The sequence below is a fragment of the Streptomyces sp. NPDC048257 genome (assembly GCF_043201855.1).
In the GTDB taxonomy this organism is placed as follows: Bacteria; Actinomycetota; Actinomycetes; order Streptomycetales; family Streptomycetaceae; genus Streptomyces.
The window spans coordinates 346,825-362,635 of the sequence record NZ_JBICZI010000001.1 but is presented as its reverse complement, the minus strand read 5'-3'; the positions used below and the strand labels follow the sequence as shown (position 1 = coordinate 362,635).

Annotated in this window: 14 protein-coding genes, 1 tRNA gene, 4 pseudogenes and 1 riboswitch; of the genes and pseudogenes, 9 read left to right on the top strand and 10 right to left on the bottom strand. The window is 72.7% G+C overall.

Annotated features, from left to right (window positions below):
- Window positions 1-247 precede the first annotated feature (247 nt).
- Window positions 248-1,639 (top strand): glutamate decarboxylase, encoded by a 1,392-nt coding sequence (locus tag ACGFZK_RS01780; protein WP_393846828.1) that lies wholly within the window; start codon window positions 248-250, stop codon window positions 1,637-1,639.
- Window positions 1,640-1,668: 29 nt separating this feature from the next.
- Window positions 1,669-1,806, top strand: coding sequence for a hypothetical protein (locus tag ACGFZK_RS01775; RefSeq protein ID WP_393846827.1), 138 nt, complete (start codon window positions 1,669-1,671; stop codon window positions 1,804-1,806).
- Between the two features lie 39 nt (window positions 1,807-1,845).
- Here ACGFZK_RS01775 and ACGFZK_RS01770 read toward each other — a convergent pair whose 3' ends face one another.
- Together ACGFZK_RS01770 and ACGFZK_RS01765 are read right to left on the bottom strand one after the other, a co-directional pair.
- Window positions 1,846-3,474, bottom strand: coding sequence for a sigma-70 family RNA polymerase sigma factor (locus ACGFZK_RS01770; RefSeq protein ID WP_393846826.1), 1,629 nt, complete (start codon window positions 3,472-3,474; stop codon window positions 1,846-1,848).
- Window positions 3,475-3,714: 240 nt separating this feature from the next.
- Entirely contained in the window at window positions 3,715-4,494 is a 780-nt protein-coding gene (locus ACGFZK_RS01765) for an IclR family transcriptional regulator (RefSeq protein ID WP_393846825.1), read from the bottom strand.
- A 95-nt stretch (window positions 4,495-4,589) separates the two neighbouring features.
- On the opposite strand from ACGFZK_RS01765, the gene ACGFZK_RS01760 reads away from it, so the two are divergent.
- The 4 genes and pseudogenes from ACGFZK_RS01760 to ACGFZK_RS01745 form a co-directional block, all read left to right on the top strand.
- Window positions 4,590-5,291, top strand: a complete 702-nt coding sequence (locus ACGFZK_RS01760) for a bifunctional 4-hydroxy-2-oxoglutarate aldolase/2-dehydro-3-deoxy-phosphogluconate aldolase (protein ID WP_393846824.1) — start codon at window positions 4,590-4,592, stop codon at window positions 5,289-5,291.
- Between the two features lie 2 nt (window positions 5,292-5,293).
- Window positions 5,294-6,385: a PfkB family carbohydrate kinase gene (locus ACGFZK_RS01755; protein ID WP_393846823.1), complete on the top strand. Its 1,092-nt coding sequence runs from the start codon at window positions 5,294-5,296 to the stop codon at window positions 6,383-6,385.
- Between the two features lie 56 nt (window positions 6,386-6,441).
- Window positions 6,442-6,836 (top strand): annotated as a pseudogene (locus ACGFZK_RS01750) (IS630 family transposase); the annotation flags it as partial.
- Window positions 6,837-6,960: 124 nt separating this feature from the next.
- Window positions 6,961-7,188: pseudogene (locus ACGFZK_RS01745) on the top strand (ISKra4 family transposase); the annotation flags it as partial.
- Between the two features lie 196 nt (window positions 7,189-7,384).
- Here the strand turns inward: ACGFZK_RS01745 and ACGFZK_RS01740 are convergent.
- The 6 genes and pseudogenes from ACGFZK_RS01740 to ACGFZK_RS01715 form a co-directional block, all read right to left on the bottom strand.
- Entirely contained in the window at window positions 7,385-8,158 is a 774-nt protein-coding gene (locus ACGFZK_RS01740) for a maleylpyruvate isomerase family mycothiol-dependent enzyme (protein WP_393846822.1), read from the bottom strand.
- 214 nt (window positions 8,159-8,372) lie between these two features.
- A pseudogene (locus ACGFZK_RS01735) lies at window positions 8,373-8,804 on the bottom strand (helix-turn-helix domain-containing protein); the annotation flags it as partial.
- An 88-nt stretch (window positions 8,805-8,892) separates the two neighbouring features.
- On the bottom strand, window positions 8,893-10,071 hold the full coding sequence (locus ACGFZK_RS01730; protein WP_393846821.1) for a serpin family protein: 1,179 nt from the start codon (window positions 10,069-10,071) through the stop codon (window positions 8,893-8,895).
- 81 nt (window positions 10,072-10,152) lie between these two features.
- Entirely contained in the window at window positions 10,153-11,481 is a 1,329-nt protein-coding gene (locus ACGFZK_RS01725; RefSeq protein WP_393846820.1) for a glycoside hydrolase family 18 protein, read from the bottom strand.
- A 108-nt stretch (window positions 11,482-11,589) separates the two neighbouring features.
- Window positions 11,590-12,099, bottom strand: coding sequence for a hypothetical protein (locus ACGFZK_RS01720; RefSeq protein WP_393846819.1), 510 nt, complete (start codon window positions 12,097-12,099; stop codon window positions 11,590-11,592).
- Between the two features lie 157 nt (window positions 12,100-12,256).
- Complete coding sequence (locus tag ACGFZK_RS01715; protein ID WP_393846818.1) at window positions 12,257-12,865, bottom strand: hypothetical protein; 609 nt, start codon at window positions 12,863-12,865, stop codon at window positions 12,257-12,259.
- Between the two features lie 111 nt (window positions 12,866-12,976).
- Here ACGFZK_RS01715 and ACGFZK_RS01710 point away from each other — a divergent pair, with 111 nt between their 5' ends.
- A complete protein-coding gene (locus ACGFZK_RS01710; RefSeq protein ID WP_393846817.1) occupies window positions 12,977-13,510 on the top strand; it encodes an SMI1/KNR4 family protein in 534 nt (177 codons plus the stop codon).
- Between the two features lie 53 nt (window positions 13,511-13,563).
- On the opposite strand, the pseudogene ACGFZK_RS01705 reads toward ACGFZK_RS01710, so the two are convergent.
- Window positions 13,564-13,677: pseudogene (locus tag ACGFZK_RS01705) on the bottom strand (MarR family transcriptional regulator); the annotation flags it as partial.
- 148 nt (window positions 13,678-13,825) lie between these two features.
- Between ACGFZK_RS01705 and ACGFZK_RS01700 the strand changes: the two are divergent.
- Window positions 13,826-14,599 carry an ankyrin repeat domain-containing protein gene (locus ACGFZK_RS01700; protein ID WP_393846816.1) on the top strand — a complete coding sequence of 258 codons (774 nt, stop codon included), beginning with the start codon at window positions 13,826-13,828 and terminating at the stop codon, window positions 14,597-14,599.
- A 46-nt stretch (window positions 14,600-14,645) separates the two neighbouring features.
- Window positions 14,646-14,719: transfer RNA gene (locus ACGFZK_RS01695), tRNA-Trp, on the top strand.
- A gap of 61 nt (window positions 14,720-14,780) precedes the next feature.
- Here the strand turns inward: ACGFZK_RS01695 and ACGFZK_RS01690 are convergent.
- Window positions 14,781-15,563, bottom strand: coding sequence for a tRNA(His) guanylyltransferase Thg1 family protein (locus tag ACGFZK_RS01690; RefSeq protein WP_393846815.1), 783 nt, complete (start codon window positions 15,561-15,563; stop codon window positions 14,781-14,783).
- A 79-nt stretch (window positions 15,564-15,642) separates the two neighbouring features.
- Window positions 15,643-15,784: riboswitch (cobalamin riboswitch) on the top strand.
- The last annotated feature ends 27 nt before the right edge of the window (window positions 15,785-15,811 follow it).

Below are 15,811 nucleotides of genomic sequence, written 5' to 3'. Positions count from 1 at the left end.
TTCCCGTCCGGAGCGGCTCCAGGGGCCCGAACGGGAAGATCTGCGGCCTTGAGTCTACTGGACAGTAATTTCTGCGGAGGTCGGGGGGTCGTATGGGCAGGGTCACACTGCAGACTCGGCCGGAAGCAGAGTGTCAGCGATCCTTCGCGGTCGGTCACGAGCCCCTTCGGGCTCGCGCGGTCACCGCACCACGCGTCGCGTTCGATCTCATCCCTGATCGAAGGTATTTGTCCCCTATAGTCCCGATATGGCTCTTCATGAGACGAAGGACGCGAGCGCCCAGGACGCCGACACGGACGTGTTCGCGTCCACCCTGAGCGGCCAGATCCTCCCCAAGTACAAGATTCCTGAGCACCACTCACCCACCGAGGTCGTCTACGAGCTGCTCCGCAACGAGCTGCTCCTGGACGGCAACGCGGCCCAGAACCTGGCCACCTTCTGCACCACCTGGTCGGACGAGGGGGTGCACCGCCTGATGGAGGTGTGCCTCGACAAGAACATGATCGACAAGGACGAGTACCCCCAGACCGCCGAGATCGAGTCCCGCTGCGTCAACATCCTGGCCGACCTGTGGAACGCCCCCGCCGGTACCACCGCAGCCGGCTGCTCCACCACCGGCTCCAGCGAGGCGGCCATGCTCGGCGGCCTCGCACTCAAATGGCGCTGGCGCGAGCGCCGCCGCGCCGAGGGCCTGCCCGCCGACCGCCCCAACCTGGTGTGCGGACCGGTCCAGGTCTGCTGGGAGAAGTTCGCCCGCTACTTCGACGTCGAACTGCGCCAGGTCCCGCTGGAGGCCGGCGCCACGGGTCTGCAGGCCCATCAGCTCGCCGAGTACGTCGACGAGAACACCATCGGCGTCGTGGCCATCCTCGGCGTCACCTACACCTGTGACTACGAGCCGGTCGCCGAGTTCGCCGCCGAGCTCGACCGGATCCAGGCCGAGCACGGCTGGGACGTCCCCATCCACGTGGACGGCGCGAGCGGCGGGTTCGTCGCGCCCTTCCTCCACCCCGACGTGGTGTGGGACTTCCGGCTGCCGCGCGTCGCCTCCGTGAACACCTCCGGCCACAAGTACGGGCTCGCGCCCCTCGGCGTCGGCTGGATCGTCTGGCGCAGCGCCGACCTGCTCCCCGCCGACCTCGTCTTCAACGTGGACTACCTGGGCGGCGACATGCCGACCTTCGCCCTCAACTTCTCCCGCCCCGGCGGTGAGATCGTCGCCCAGTACTACCTGTTCCTGCGCCTGGGCCGGGCCGGCTACCGCAGCGTCCAGGAGGCCTGCGCCGAGACCGCCCAGTACCTGGCCCGGGAGATCGAAGGCGTGGGCCCCTTCACCCTCCTCTACGACGGCCAGGGCGCCCTGCCCGCCGTGTCCTACAAGCTCACCGACCCGGCCGGCGCGGGCTTCTCCCTCTACGACCTCTCCGACCGGCTGCGCATGCGCGGCTGGCAGGTGCCCTCGTACCCGCTGCCCGCCAACCGCGACGACACGGTCATCCAGCGCGTCCTCGTCCGGCACGGCGTGACCCGTGACCAGATGGCCCTGCTCGTCGCCGACCTGCGCGCCGCCGTGGAACACCTGAAGACCACGCCCCCGCCCGTACCGGCCGCCGAGCCGCGGTCCGGCTTCCACCACTGAGCGGCGCCGCGGTGTGGCGCGGGTCGGCCTTGGGAGGTGCCACGTTCGCCGGGGGCGTCCTGTCCCCCCTCGCCTTCGAGCGCGCCGACGGCCGGATCACCGCACTGCGCATCACCGCACTGCGCATCAGCGTCAACCCGGAGAAGCTGCGGGGCCGGCGGCCCTGAGGCACCGGCCCCGGTGTCACCGGGCCACGCAACCGCTCCCTACCGTGCGCCGAAGTTCTGGGTCCACCAGGGGCCGCCCGAGCCCTGGTGGATGCCCACGCCGATGTCCTTGAAGGAGCAGTTGAGGATGTTCGCGCGGTGGCCCGGGCTCTTCATCCAGGAGTCCATGACCGACTGAGCCGTCTGCTGGCCCCGCGCGATGTTCTCCCCGTACGTGGACCAGCGGTACCCGGCGGAGGTCGTCCGGTCACCCGGGTCCGTGCCGTCGGGGCTGGTGTGCGAGAAGAAGTCCCGGGCGGCCATGTCGTCGGAGTGCCCCTGGGCGGCGTTCCGCAGCTGCGCGTCCTCCTTGAGGGGGCCGCAGCCGGCCGCCGCACGCTCGCTGTTGACCAGGGCCACCACCTGGCCGGCCACCCCCGACGGCGGGGCGGGCGCCGGCTTGGGCGCCGACGCGCGCGGGCTCGGAGAGGTGCTCTTGGACTGCGCCGGGCTCGGGCTCGCCGACGGGCTCGGCGAGGCGGAGGCCGACGCGGAGGGCGAAGGGGACGCGGAGGGCGAGGGAGAGGCCGATTCCGCGGGCAGAGCCGGGGATTCGGTCGCTGACAGCGCGGCCAGCGGGGTCGGCGGCGCGGCGGCGCCGTCCTTCGTGTCACCGGAACCGGGGAGACCCCCGAGGTAGACGAGCCCGCCGCCCGCGACACACGCGGCGAGCACCGCACCGCCGACCACCCGGCGGCGGCTCTGCCGGCGCTTGCGCAGCGCGCCGCGGCCACCGCCGCCACCCGGGCCGGCCACCGGGGTGAGCTGGGTCGCCGTGTCGGCGAAGTTCGCGTCGAGGCCTTCGGCGAAGGCGACGCTCGTGGAGTCGAAGCCGGCCGCCCCCGCCGTCTTGACCCCTGCCAGCAGGGCCGCCGAAACCGGTACCAGGGCCAGACCGGCCAGCAGTCCCTCCGCCGGCACCAGTCCGCTCCACAGGCCGGAGCAACGTACGCATTCACGGGCGTGCCGGGCTATTCGCTTGCGCCACAGCGCCGAGGGCCGGCCGTCCCAGCCCGCCATCACCGTCCGCAGCTCCTCACAGGCCGGACGGGTGTCCAGGGCGCGCTCCACCACGCGCGCGGACTCCAGCTGCGCCTTCATCCGCTGCACCCGGACCGCCGTGTGCTGCGGGGACAGCTCCAGCGCGCCCGCCACCTCCGCCCGGGTCAGTTCCCCGGCGCACTCCAGCCACCACAGGGACAGCAGCGCCCGGTCCTCGGGCTCCAGCCAGCGGGTGGCCCGGGCCGTCTCGCGGCGCTGCCCGGCGAGCTGGAGGCGGGCGACCGTCAGGTCGACGAAGTCGGCACCCGGGTCGGCGACATCGCTCGCCGCCTCCAGCGTGCTCTGGCCGAAACCACTCTGACGGGCCTGCCAGTGCGCCCGCACCCGGTTCATCGCGATCGCCACCAGCCAGGACCGGAAGCTCTCGTCCACGCGCAGGCCGCCCAGCCCGTCGAGCGCCCGCAGCATCGTGTCCTGCACCACGTCGTCCACGTCGCAGGACCCGTTGAGGGCCCGCCCGACGATGTTGTAGACGAGCGGGAGATGGGCGCTGACGAGCTCGTCCTGCGCGCGGGGGTCGCCCGCGCGGGCCGCTGCCACCAGCGCTGCGGTGTGCTGAGTAGTCATGTGATGTTCCCTGTCCGTACCGGCGGTCGATGATGCCCGATACATGGGAGACCTGCGACCGGGGTGTCGATAACAGTTATCCCGAAGAATTCTCCCGAAGCCAGTTTTCGGACCTCCATTCGGGCCTCCGTCGGTCCTCCATCCGGTCCTCCGTCGGTCCTCCGTCGGTCCTCCATCCGGTCCTCCGTCGGTCCTCCGTCGGTCCTCCGTCCGGTCCTCCGTCGGTCCTCGATTCGGGGCTCACAGCAGTGGAGCCAGGGCCGCCGCGGCCGCGCGCAGGGCCGGCGCGTACGCCTCGATCTCCTCGCGGGAGACCAGGAAGGCGACGGTGGTGACGCTGACCCCGCCGACCGGCCGGCCCGTCGGACCGGGGATCGCCGCGCCGATGCACCGGATGGTGGGCTCGTTCTCCTCGTCGTCCAGGGCGAAGCCCCGGGCGCGGACGGCTGCCAGTTGGGCGTGCAGGGCCCGCTCGGTGGTGAGCGTCCGCGGGGTCCGGCGCGGCAGCCCGGTGGCGCCGATCAGCTCCCGTACCTCGTCGCCCGGCAGGTGGGCCAGCACGCTCTTGCCGATCGCGGTCGTGTGCAGCGGCATGCGCATCCCGACGCGGGATGCCGTCCGGAAGGGCTGGCCGTCGCTCTCCAGCTTGCGGATGCAGGTGACGGTCTCGCCGCTGTGCAGGGCGAGATGGACCGTCTGGCCGGTGGCGTGCCGCAGTTCACCGAGGATGCGCCCGATGCTGGCCGGCTCCCCGGCGCCGACCAGGGCGGACAGTCCGCGCAGCCGCGGCCCCGCCCCGTACCGGCTGTCGGCCTCCTGGCGTACGAAGCCCTGGTCGATCAGCGAGGCCAGGATGCGGAAGGTGCTGGACCTGGGCACCGCGGCGGCCGCCGTCACATCGGCCAGCCGGTGCGGTCCGCCAGGTGCGGCCACCGCCTCCAGGACGCGCAGGGACTTCTCCAGGGCCGAGCCGGCCGCGGAGGTCCGGCCGGTGCGCCGGCCCGCTGCCGTTTCGTCCATTGACACGGGAGCTCCTGGCGCGGGTAGGGTCTAGACCACATGGTTCCGTCATGCGGTACGCCGTTCCACTACGTGGAACGAAGGGGGAGGGTCCATTGCCCGGTCAGCCGTCCGATCGCCCGTCCGGTCAGCCGTCCGAGCGGCTGTCCCCTCGACCGCCCGGCCACCCGTACGCGGTGCTGGCCGCCCAGCGCGTGCTGCCGGTGCTGCGCGACGCCCGCGCCGACGAGGCCGTCCGACACACCGCCGCCCTGCTCGCCGCCGGTTGCCGCGCGGTCGAGCTGACCACCTCCACCCCGGGCTGGGCCGAGGCCGTCAGGCACACCGCCCCGCTGAGCGACGTCCACGGCCGCCCTGCGCTCATCGGCGTCGGCACGGTCACCACCACCGCGCAGGCGGAGCGCGCCCTGGACGCGGGCGCCGCCTTCCTGGTCTCCCCGTACCCGGCCCCCGAGGTCCGCGCCGTCGCCGTACGCCGCGAAGCCGTCTTCATCGAGGGCGGGTTCACTCCCGGCGAGATCGCCGCCGCCGTCCGGGCCGCCGGCGCCGCCAAGGTCTTCCCGGCCCACGTGGGCGGTCCGCAGTTCCTCCGCTCCCTCAGGGCCGTCCTGCCCGGGGCGGTGATCGTCCCGACCGGTGGCATCCGGCCCGCCGAGGTCCCCGAGTGGCTCGCCGCGGGCGCTACGGCCGTCGGCATCGGGGGCGGCCTGCCGGCCGACCCGGGCGAGCTGGCCGCCGTGTTCGCCGGGGCGGACCGTCCGTGCTGCGCGTCCTGCGACGCGGCCGCGGGGAGCTGACCGTGCCCGAGCCGTCCGTGCCCGAGCCGTCCGTGCCCGATCTGCCCGTGCCCGAGCTGTCGGGGCCTCAGCCACCCCTGCCCGAGCCGTCCGCGCCCGAGCCGTCCGCGCCGTCCGCGCCCGGACGATCCGCCCCGCACTACGACGTCCTCGTACTCGGCGAGGTCCTGGTCGAGATCCACGCGGGCACCGCCCTGCGCGAGGCCGCCGACGGCACCCGGGCCCGTATCTCCTACTCCGGGGACGCCCTCAACGCGGCGGCCGCCGCGGCCGCGGCCGGTGCCCGGACCGCCCTGCTCGCCGTCGTCGGCGACGACGAGCTCAGCGTCCCCCTGCTGCGCCGGGCCGCCGAGCTAGGCGTGGACGTCTCCCACGTCCACCGCTCCCCGCACCCCAACGGGGCCTACCTGCTCTCCGCCGATCCCGACGGCGACCGCGCGTTCGTCTACTGGCGCACCCGCAGCGCCGGTTCCACCCTCGGGCCCCGGCACATCGCATCCTGGCGCGAGCTGCTGACCGGCTGCGGGGCCCTGATCACCAGCGGCATCACCGGAGCCCTGTCACCGAGCAGCCGCGACGCCGTACTGGCCGCCGCCCACCTGGTGCACGGGGCGGGCGGGCACCTGACGTACGACCCCAACTACCGCTCCCGGCTGACCGGCCGGGCCGAGGCCCGCCAGCTGCTGGCCCGGATCGCGCCGCTGACCGGGCTGCTGAAGGCCTCCTGCCCCGCCGACGCGCGGGCCTTGGTGGACACCGCCGACCCGGGTACCGCCGCCGCCCGCTGCCGTGCGCTGGGAGCCCGTACGGTCGCGGTCACCGCGGGCGCGGACCGGCTGCTGCTGGACGACGGCACGCGGGCGGCGTACCACCCCGTGCCCGCCAACACCGCCCCGGTGGACGCCACCGGGGCGGGCGACTGCTTCACCGGCACCACCACCGCCCGGCTCGCCCTCGGCGACGCGCTCGCGGACGCCGTGGCGTACGGCGCGGCCGCCGCCTCCCTCTCGGTCTCCGGCCGCGGCGGCACCGGGCACGTCCCCTCCTTCGAGGAGACGGCGGCCCTGGCAGCCGCCCACCGCGCGAGGACTTAGGCCGGAAGACACTCCCTAGTGCTCTGACCGGGAACGTTTACCGGGTTGGCGGCGAGGGCCGTCCCCGTCTGCCCAGCCCTGACGACGAAAACTTCGTCCTCCAGACGGCCACCACCCGCCCGACCAAACTCGGCCAGCCCTTCACCCGCTGGTCCATCCGCAAACTGCTCGCCTACCTGCGCAAGATCCACGGCCGGGTGATCCGCATCGGCCGCGAGGCCCTGCGCTGCCTGCTCGCCCGACGCGGCGTCACCTCCCAACGTACCAAGAGCTGGAAGGAGTCCACCGACCCCGACTACCACGCCACGGCGTGACCTACTTCCACGGCTGCCAATCGATCGGCGACGACACCCAGCGGGGCATCAACCGCCGCCGGAAGGGCACCGCGAACACCCTCGCCGCACTCCGTTCGATCCGCACCGCCCGCCCCGACCGCGCCCCGGTCTACGTGTCGCCGTACTCCTCCGAGTGCTCCACGAAGTACAGAGTTACGTGCACCGGTCTTGTGGGACTGCGGAGGGTTCGGTTGAGGTGGGGCCGGGCTGGCAGGCTGCACTCGTGGCCCTCAACGATGCCTGGCAGCAGGATGGCCGATCGCCACGGGCATCGTGGAAGGCGCCTGCCGCCACCTGATCGGCGACCGCCTGGACAACACCGGAGCCCGATGGTCACTGGCCGGCGCCGAAGCCGTCCTGAGCCTCCGCGCCCTGCTCGCCAACGGCGGCTTTGACCGTTACCGGACCTTCCCCCTCGACCAAGAACACCAGCGCAACCACCGGGCCCGCTACCCACTCGCTGCTTGATCTAGAGGTCAGTCTCAGCAGTCTGCACCCGCCGCACACTGCCCCCAGTCGAGCGCGAGCCGCCCGCAGGTGCGCCTTTCGCCCTCGAACAGCAGGCCCCCGGCGTGCCCGCAGCCGCGTGATGTCCGCAACCCCGGGCTCAGTGGCGCCCGCAGGAGCGCGCGCACAACCGACAGATGCGTCACAAGTGCGCGTCTTACGCGTTCGGGTCCCAGTCTGCGAGCTGCTCCATCGGCTCGGTGTCGCCGGTGGTCTCCAGGCCGTCGAGCGGGACGCGCTCGTAGAAGTAGAGGACCAGTTCGCTCGCTGCGCCTCGCATCGCCATGTCGCCCGGCTCGGCGTCGGCGGCGAGGTCGTCGCAGCGGACGCCGTCGGCGTTGAGGGTCAGGCGCCAGGAGCGGCCCTCGGCCGTGTGCAGGTCGATGGTCGCCGGCTTGAACGGCCAGGGGACGGTCGTCGCCGCGACGGTCGTCAGGAACTCGTCGACGCCCTCGACCGCGACGTCCGTCGGCAGCGGCTGTGCGGCCCCCTGGGTGAGCTGGGCGTCGTAGGTGTGGACGGCGATCTCCTGGATCTGGTGCCGGGCCACGGCTCCGCTGGTCTCCGGAGCCTGCGAGCGGCCCCACCAGGTCCAGCAGCCACGGTCCGGGCCGGCCTCGCGCATCGCGTCGAGCATGAGCTCGGTCGACTCGGCGAGCCAGGCGTCCAGGGCTTCGCGGTCGCGGGGCGCGGTCGGGGCGCCCTTCGGGTCCGTCCTCGCCGGGGGCTCAGCGCCCGGGCCCGCCGCGACGATGGCGGCCTGGCGGCGGCGGCCGTCGCCGAGGTGCTGCGCCAGTTCGCGCAGCGTCCAGTCCGGGCAGGTCGGGACCTGGACGTCAAGGTCGGAGGCGGACGCTATCGCGGCGCGGAACGCGGCCGATCGGTCTTCGATCAGCCGCAGGACCTCGGCAAACTCCAAAATGTTCTGCACTTCGGTTGTGTATCACGGCGCTCCGGACGCCGGGTAGCGAATTTGTCGGACGAACGCGTCGACGGCCGGGCGGAGCGCCGGCGCCGAAGCCGTCCTGAAACTCCGCGCACTGCTCGCCAACGGCGACTTCGACCGCTACGGGACCTGCCATCTGGGCCAAGAGCACCAGCGCAACCACCAGGCCCGCTACCAACTCGCTGCTTGACCTACGAAGTCGGGCGAGCAGGCAGCGCAGGGCCTCGCGGACGATGCGGATCACCCGGCCGTGGATCTTGCGCAGGTAGGCGAGCAGTTTGCGGATGGACCAGCGGGTGAAGGGCTGGCCGAGCTTGGTCGGGCGGGTGGTGGCCGTCTGGAGGACGAGGTCCTCGTCGTCAGGGCTGAGCAGGCGGGGACGGCCCTCCGCCCACCGAGGGTCCAGGCAGGCCGGGCCGATCTGGTGGAACCGGTGGATCACGTGCCACACCGTGTCCTCGTCGGCCTGTACCCACTGGGCGCTCACTGGAGCTCGGTTGCCGCCGGCCGAGGCCAGCGGCATCGTCGCCCGTCGATAGCGCACTGTGTTGGTGCTGCCCCGGCCCACGATCCGTTGTAACTGCCGGCCCTCCTGGTCGGTCAGCCGCCTGATCCTGACCAGCTCCGCCACCAGGCCCCCCAACCCGTCGGATGTCCGTCTCATCCAACCGGTTCCGGCCCCGCCGCCGCCAACCCGGTAAACGTTCCCGGTCAGAGCACTAGGGAGTGTCGGGCTCGGCGACCCACCCGGCCGCCAGTACCAGCCGCGAGGTCCGGTGGACGGTCAGGAACCCGAACGGCCGGTCGAAGCGCACCTCGGCCCGGCGTGCCCGGTAGCGGGGCCGCGTCGGCGCGGAGCCGGCCACGGCACCGAGGGCGGTGACGGCCGCGGCCTCGAAGCCCCCGGCGTGGAACCGGGCCAGTGCGGACTGCCGGGCCGATGCGATGGCCAGCGGGTGGGAGCTGATGCCGGGGAAGTGGTCGTGGTCCCTGTCGGTGGCGGTTTCCAGCCCGAACAGCCGGGCGTGGTCCAGGAGGTCGTGTTCGGACCGCACCTCGAAGGCCACTGTCTCGATGTCCAGCCGGGGTTCGGGGGAGTAGGCGGCCACGGTGCCGACGGCCAGGCCCGGACCGGGACTCCCGTCGGGGAGCAGGCTGGCTCCCGTGGCGGGGAGGGCCTTGGTGACGGCGGCGATCGCGGTGGTGAGCGTGTCACCGACCGGTGCCTCGGCCTCGCCCAGTACGAGGTGGACGTCCACTCCTGCCGCCCCGTCGACCTCCAGCAGGGTGACCGCACCGGACGGGCCGTGCGCCACCCGGACCCGGTCGAGCAGGGAGGTGCTCCGGAGCAGCATGCGCACGGGCCGGTCGGCCCACGGGCCGGCGAACGGCTCTCCGTACGCCTCGTCGAACGGCTGGATCCACCTCAGCCGCAGCGTTGGCGCGGAGGCCAGGACCAGCAGGCTGTCCTTGTCGAGGCACACCGGCATGCGCTCGATCAGCCCGCCCGTCCGGTCCGACGCCCACGCGTTGAGCGCCCTGGCGTCGGCGTCCGGGTCCCCGGTCAGCGTGCCCCGGGCACCGGCCGGGAGCTTCGCCGCCCAGTCCTCCTCCAGCGGGAGTCCGGTCTTGGCCCACAGCCCGGTCGAAGTGCGCAGACCCCGTACGCCGGCCAGTGCGGCCAGCAGCTCCCGTGCCGCCGCGGCTGCGGCCTCGGCGGGTATGCCGAGCGCCTCCTCCAGTTCGGCGCGGGCCGCACCGCCCGAGCCGTCGGCGAGCAGGGCGAGCAGCGGCCAGACCCCGGCCGCGGCGAGGACCGTGCCCCGGGCCCCGGCAGGGGCCTGCGCGGCCCAGCGAGTCGTGAGGCGGTTGACCGCCCGTACCGTCGAGTTCTTCATGCGGGGGAGCGTATGTGGAGGGGCGCCGCCGGGCCGGATGGATTTCCGCGGCCCGGCGGCGCCGGTCGGAGGCGGCCCGGGTCAGCGGCCGCGCAGGCCGCGGTCGACGGCCGTCATCAGCTCGCCGTCGGCGGTGTCGGCGTCGAGGGACCAGAACATCGCACCGCCGAGGCCGTGTTCGCGGATGTAGCCGGTCTTGGCGCGCAGCACGTGCGGGTCGTCGTAGGTCCACAGGGTGGTGCCGTCGAAGAGCCAGGCGTGACCGCCGCGCAGGTCCCGATGGACCGTGTAGGTGCCCGAGTCGGCCAGCTTCTTGAGTTCCTTGTAGTCCTCGTACCCGGCGGACCAGGTGGCCGGTGCCGGGCCCGTGGCGGGCTGCCCCATGCCGTCCCCGCCGCCGCTGACGCCGGTCCATCCCTGCCCGTAGAACGGCATGCCCATCACCAGTTTGCCGGCGGGTGCGCCGCGCCGCCGCCAGGCGTCGACCGTGCCGTCGACGCTGAAGTCGCCCCGGGCGCGGAGCGCGGACTGCTGGGCGGTCATCGACTCGCCGGAGACGTGGAAGTCGTAGCCCTGGAGGGTCACGAAGTCGAGGTCGCGCATGATGCGGGGGACGTCGAAGCCCGCGTCGATCTTGGCGGGGGCGGTCGGGACGAAGGCGGTCAGCTCGTACTTCGTCTTCTTCTTCTGGTTCCGTGCGTACGCGTCGAGCTGCGTGCGGAACTCCTTGACGAGGGCGGTGAAGTTGCGCTTGTCCTCGGGCCGGAACCTGGTGTCGGTGTCACCCGCGGAACCGGGCCACTCCCAGTCGAGGTCGATCCCGTCGAACACCCCGGCGGCCGCTCCCGCACCGCCGCGGGCGCCGTCCTGCGGGAGGTTGCCCTTGATGTAGAGGTCGATGCAGGACTCGACGAAGGCCTTGCGGGAGGCCGGGGTGAGCGCGGCGTCCGAGAAGTGGGTGGACCAGCTCCAGCCGCCGAGCGAGATCAGCACCTTGAGACCGGGATGCTTGGCCTTGAGCTCGCGCAGCTGGTTGAAGTTGCCGGCCAGCGGCTGCTCGCCGGTGTCGGCCACCCCGTCGACGGAGTTCGCCGCGTCGAGAGGGCGCACGTAGTCCGCCCAGGCGTCGGCCTCGCCCGGCACGTTCCCGGTGAAGCACTTGCCCTGCGGACTGACGTTGCCGAAGGCGTAGTTGATGTGGGTGAGCTTTCCGGCGGAGCCGTTCGCCTCCAGGTCCTGGACCTGGAAGTCCCGTCCGTAGACGCCCCATTGGGTGAAGTAGCCGACCCTCTTGTACGGGCGGTCGTGGCCGCCGCCGTCGGCCTGCGCGGCGGCGACGGGCGCGAAGGCGGTCAGCAGGGAGAGGGAGCAGGCGGCGACGGCCAGCCTGCCGAGCATGCTGCGGCGCATGGGCTTCCTTTGCGGATGCGGGGAGCGGGGCGTGTGCGCGTGCGCTGTGCATGCCGGAAACTATTGGTCTGGACCAGAGTGGTCAAGGGGGCGGCCGAAACTCGCCCGCTACTGCGGCGACAGGCTCCACTGGCCGACGTCGTCGGCCAGGCCGCCGTCGAGGGCGAACTGGACCGCGGCCGGCTCGGCGCCTGCCGGGAGCCGGAAGGTGACGAAACCCTCCGCCGTGGTGCCGGGGTCGAGCGTGACGGTGGCGGGGAAACCCGGCCCGGCGGTCGTGGGGAGGTCGAGCCCGGTGAACCGCCGCCCGGTGGCGTCCAGCAGGTGCGCGGCCGCGGCGGGGGAGTCCGCATAGACGGCGGTCCCGGTGTTCTCCAGGCGCAAGCGTGTCGCGACGAGCCGGTCGGGGCCGGTGCCGCTCGCCGGGCTTGCGGGGTCCACCACCTGGGTCAACGTGACGTCGAGGCGCTCGCCGGGCAGGTTTCCGGCGAGGGAGATCGTCTCGCCCGAGCCGCCGGGGGCCGCGCCCAGCAGGGCGGGGGCGAGCAGCGCGAGCACCGCGAGGGAGCCCCGGAGTCCCGTACGGCGCGGCCGGCCCGGTCGTCGGCTTCGGAACATGACGGGACCTCCCGTTCCACGGGTCCCCCTGCTCACGATCCTCCGCGCCCCGGAGCCCCGCCACCCTTTACTGCCGGTAGCTCCTGGAGCGCGGAGCCGTGACCACCTCAGGGCCGCGGTGCGGCGGCGGGCGATCGGTTTCGGGAGCGGTGCCGGGTCAGTCCAGGGTGAGCTGGAAGTACGCTGTCTCGCGGAAGCCGGCGGACGGCGGGTCGACCTCCACGGTGACCGGGATCCCCTTCCCGCTCGGCTTGATGCGGACCGGGACCGTGCGCTTCTTCCCGGCGCCCAACGGTGCCATGAGAGCGGCGGCGGACTCCCGCTGGTTCGGCCAGCTCAGGCTGTATCCGGAGGCGTAGTGGTCCAGCGACTTGCCTGCGCGGACGACCAGGGGGGCGGGACCGTACTCCGACGCCCCGGCGTCCGGTGAGTCCCCGCCGGGGCGGAGCTCCTCGTCCGTGTCGTTCTCGTAGGTCACGGTGAGGCCGTAGGTGCCGTCGGCCTCCGGGCGCGGTCGGCTGACGGTGACCTTCAGGCCGTCCTCGTACCGGGCGGTCGCGCCGGGGCCGAGGGGGTCTGCCACGTGTCCGGCCGGGCCGCTCTGTTCCAGCTGGCCGTAGCCGTCGAGGCCCTTCTCGAACTCGGCCAGCGCCCAGGCCCCCAGCATGGCCAGGACGGCGAGCACGGCGACGGCGATCGCGCAGCCGTTGAACCACCGCGGCTTGTCCGCAGTGGGGGTGTCGGTAGGGGTCTGGTCCGTGTCCATGCAGGTCACGATAGGCAGCAGCTGGTCGCGCATCATGAGCAGGTGTACTCAAAAGCCGCCTGAGTAGCCTCGTACGCCCCGAGCCGGCACAGAACTGGACCCCGCCCCGCCGTGACCAACGCCCTTGCACGTCTTTCCGCAATCGCCCAGGCGCCGAGTGAGCCCCGCCAGAAGGACTGGGGCGAGGTCGAGCGCAGACTCGGAGTTGAGCTGCCCGCCGACTACAAGGAGTTCATCCACGTCTTCGGAGGAGGTGACTGGGACGACTACCTCTACGTCCTGGAGCCCGGCTGCCCCAACGTGAACTACGACCTCATCGCATGGGCAGAGCACCAGGCCGAGGACCTGGAGGGCCTGTGGGAATTCGAGAAGAAGCCGGCGGAACTGGAGGCAGCGGGGGCCCGGGTCGTCCCATGGGCGACCACGGACAACGGGGAATGCCTCTACTGGCTGGTGCAGCCAGACCTCGAGCCGGGCCAATGGACCGTCATGGTGAACGAGGCACGGGGCGGCCGATGGGAGCACTTCTCCGTATCCTGCACGCAGTTCCTCGCCTCTTCCCTTGACGGAGAGCTTCGGTCACACATCCTCTCGTCCGTGTTTCCCCGCGCCACACATGAGTTCCGCCGGCTCGGTGCGGTCTGACGATGCACCGAAGGACCCGGGCTCATCCGGCCCGATCGGCACGACACCCCCCAGCGCGCTGCGAGCCGCTCCATCAGGGCGGCACCGCGCGCCAGCACCTCGCGCTCCTCGCCGGTGAGCTCGAGCTCGATGGCCTGGGCGAGCCGGCCCGCCCTGCGCCCGCGCCTCTCGTCCCGCGATGCGTGCAGCGTCGCCCGGGGCGCGGCCTGCGACCAACGGGTTCACCGGCCGTTCCGCAGTGGCGTGATACTGGCAGGGACAGCGCCCCGGGAGTCGAGCCGGGGCCATGCCCGCAGGCCCAGCCAAGGACGGTCCATGGAGTCCCTCGCAGCCGGTGATCCGGTCGCCGTTGCCGTCACCGCCGCCATCCGGGGTGGCGACCTTTCCGGGCTGCGGGGGCTGCTGGACGCGCATCCCGGGCTCGCGGTCGTCACGATCGTCCGGAGCGGGGCCGCGGCCGGTGGGCGGAGCCTGTTGCACATCGCCACCGACTGGCCCGGGCATTACCCCGGCACCGCGGAAGTGATCCGTACCCTCGTCGCCGCCGGGACCGACCCCGGGGCCCGGTTCGTCGGGGCGCACACGGAGACGCCCCTGCACTGGGCCGCAAGTAACGACGACGTGGCTGCCATCGATGCCCTCGTCGCCGCCGGGGCCGACGTCCATGCCCCGGGTGCGGTGCTCGGCGGCGGGACCCCGCTCGCCGACGCCTGCGGGTTCGGGCAGTGGCGGGCGGCGCGCCGGCTGCTCGAACTCGGCTCGCGGCCCGGTCTGCAGGAGGCTGCCGCCCTCGGCCTGCTCGACAGGGTCGAAGAGTTCCTGGCGGCCGGCTCCGGCTCTGGCCCCGGCTCCGGTTCCGGCTCCTGCGCGGAGGACGTCACCCGTGCCTTCTGGCAGGCCTGCCACGGAGGCCGGCTGTCCACCGCTCGGTACCTGCTGTCTCGCGGAGCGGACATCGACTGGATCGGCTACGACCGGCTCACCCCGCTCGACATCGCTCTCATCGGCGCCAACGCCGAACTGATCGCCTGGTTGAGGAGCTCCGGCGCCCACACGGGCGACCAACTCGCACCCCGCCAGACGAGTTAAAGCAGTGGATCTCCGGATCCGGCCGTGCCATCGTTGGACCCGCCGAAGGGGTGTAGCTCAGCTGGCCAGAGCACCGGTCTCCAAAACCGATGGTCGCAGGTTCGAGTCCTGCCACCCCTGCAGGAATGCGCCCGGCTGAGGGTTTCTCTCCCACAGCCGGGCGTTGCCGTGTCGCCGCCGGTCAGCCGACCGGGGTGAAGCTCGGCATCAGCGGGATCGCGCCGGCCAGCCAGCCCCCGGCGCTCGTGGTGAAGCGCGGCGCGGGCGAGGTCTCCCACCACGAGCGGACCGCCGTGGTGGTCCGTTCCTCTCCGGTCCGCCGGTCGACGTAGGCCGTCTCCCGTTCGCCGGTCAGGCGTACCGCGACCCGTCCCCGCTTGCAGCCGTCGGGGTAGTCGTTCCAGTTGACCCCGGCCTGCGACCACAGCAGTTCCTGCATGCCGCCGGTGGAGACACCGTGCAGCCGCTTGTGGGAGAAGTGCGCCTGCGCGGCCATGCTGATGCTGTTGCGGACGGCGTCCCGCTGCCGCCACAGGAAGTAGTTGGCCACCTCGGTCGGGTCGGAGAGCGTGAACAGGCGGGCGTCGAACAGGGCGCGTCTGCCCGGACGCCGCTCGTTCAGGACGGCCGTGGCCAGCGACGCGGCGACGGACAGCTGCTTGGCGACCACCCCGCCGAACCACGGCTCGGTGCCCGGGCTCTCGAAGTCGGTGTACAGGATGCTGATCTCGTCGGACTGGGTGTACGAGAACTGCGCCCCGGCGATCTCCGCACACAGCGCCTCGGCGACGGCGTCCATGTCGGCCATGAAGGACTCGTCGAACGGCCGGGCCGCACCCCGCATATAGGTGTGGAAGGCGCGGCCGTCCACCCGCATCAGCGTGTAGGTACGGCGCGGCAGGACCGCACGGTGCACCGCCTCGTACCGCTTCATCCGATCACCCAGTGGGGTGCTGTCTGACATGGTGTGTCCCTCCCTGGACGCCCCGCCGCCTTCGTGCCGACCGGAGCATCGTCACACGTCCAGGGCCGGGGACCTGCGCGATTTCTGGCAGACTGGCGTTGTCACCCAGGCGGTGCAGGACAGGAAACCGGTGCGATTCCGGTGCGGTCCCGCCACTGTGACCGGTCGTCCCCGCGTGGGGTGACCGGGAGTCAGACACTGACGCACCGCCTCTGCTCGCAGTTTCACGTCGACCAGGGGACGCGGAT

What these genes read in the sequence shown, in the direction of transcription:
- ACGFZK_RS01725 (WP_393846820.1), bottom strand. Translation starts at nt 11,481, where the DNA reads ATGCGCCGCAGCATGCTCGGCAGGCTGGCCGTCGCCGCCTGCTCCCTC.
- ACGFZK_RS01715 (WP_393846818.1), bottom strand. Translation starts at nt 12,865, where the DNA reads ATGGACACGGACCAGACCCCTACCGACACCCCCACTGCGGACAAGCCG.
- ACGFZK_RS01765 (WP_393846825.1), bottom strand. Translation starts at nt 4,494, where the DNA reads ATGGACGAAACGGCAGCGGGCCGGCGCACCGGCCGGACCTCCGCGGCC.
- ACGFZK_RS01690 (WP_393846815.1), bottom strand. Translation starts at nt 15,563, where the DNA reads ATGTCAGACAGCACCCCACTGGGTGATCGGATGAAGCGGTACGAGGCG.
- ACGFZK_RS01700 (WP_393846816.1), top strand. Translation starts at nt 13,826, where the DNA reads ATGGAGTCCCTCGCAGCCGGTGATCCGGTCGCCGTTGCCGTCACCGCC.
- ACGFZK_RS01720 (WP_393846819.1), bottom strand. Translation starts at nt 12,099, where the DNA reads ATGTTCCGAAGCCGACGACCGGGCCGGCCGCGCCGTACGGGACTCCGG.
- ACGFZK_RS01730 (WP_393846821.1), bottom strand. Translation starts at nt 10,071, where the DNA reads ATGAAGAACTCGACGGTACGGGCGGTCAACCGCCTCACGACTCGCTGG.
- ACGFZK_RS01780 (WP_393846828.1), top strand. Translation starts at nt 248, where the DNA reads ATGGCTCTTCATGAGACGAAGGACGCGAGCGCCCAGGACGCCGACACG.
- ACGFZK_RS01770 (WP_393846826.1), bottom strand. Translation starts at nt 3,474, where the DNA reads ATGACTACTCAGCACACCGCAGCGCTGGTGGCAGCGGCCCGCGCGGGC.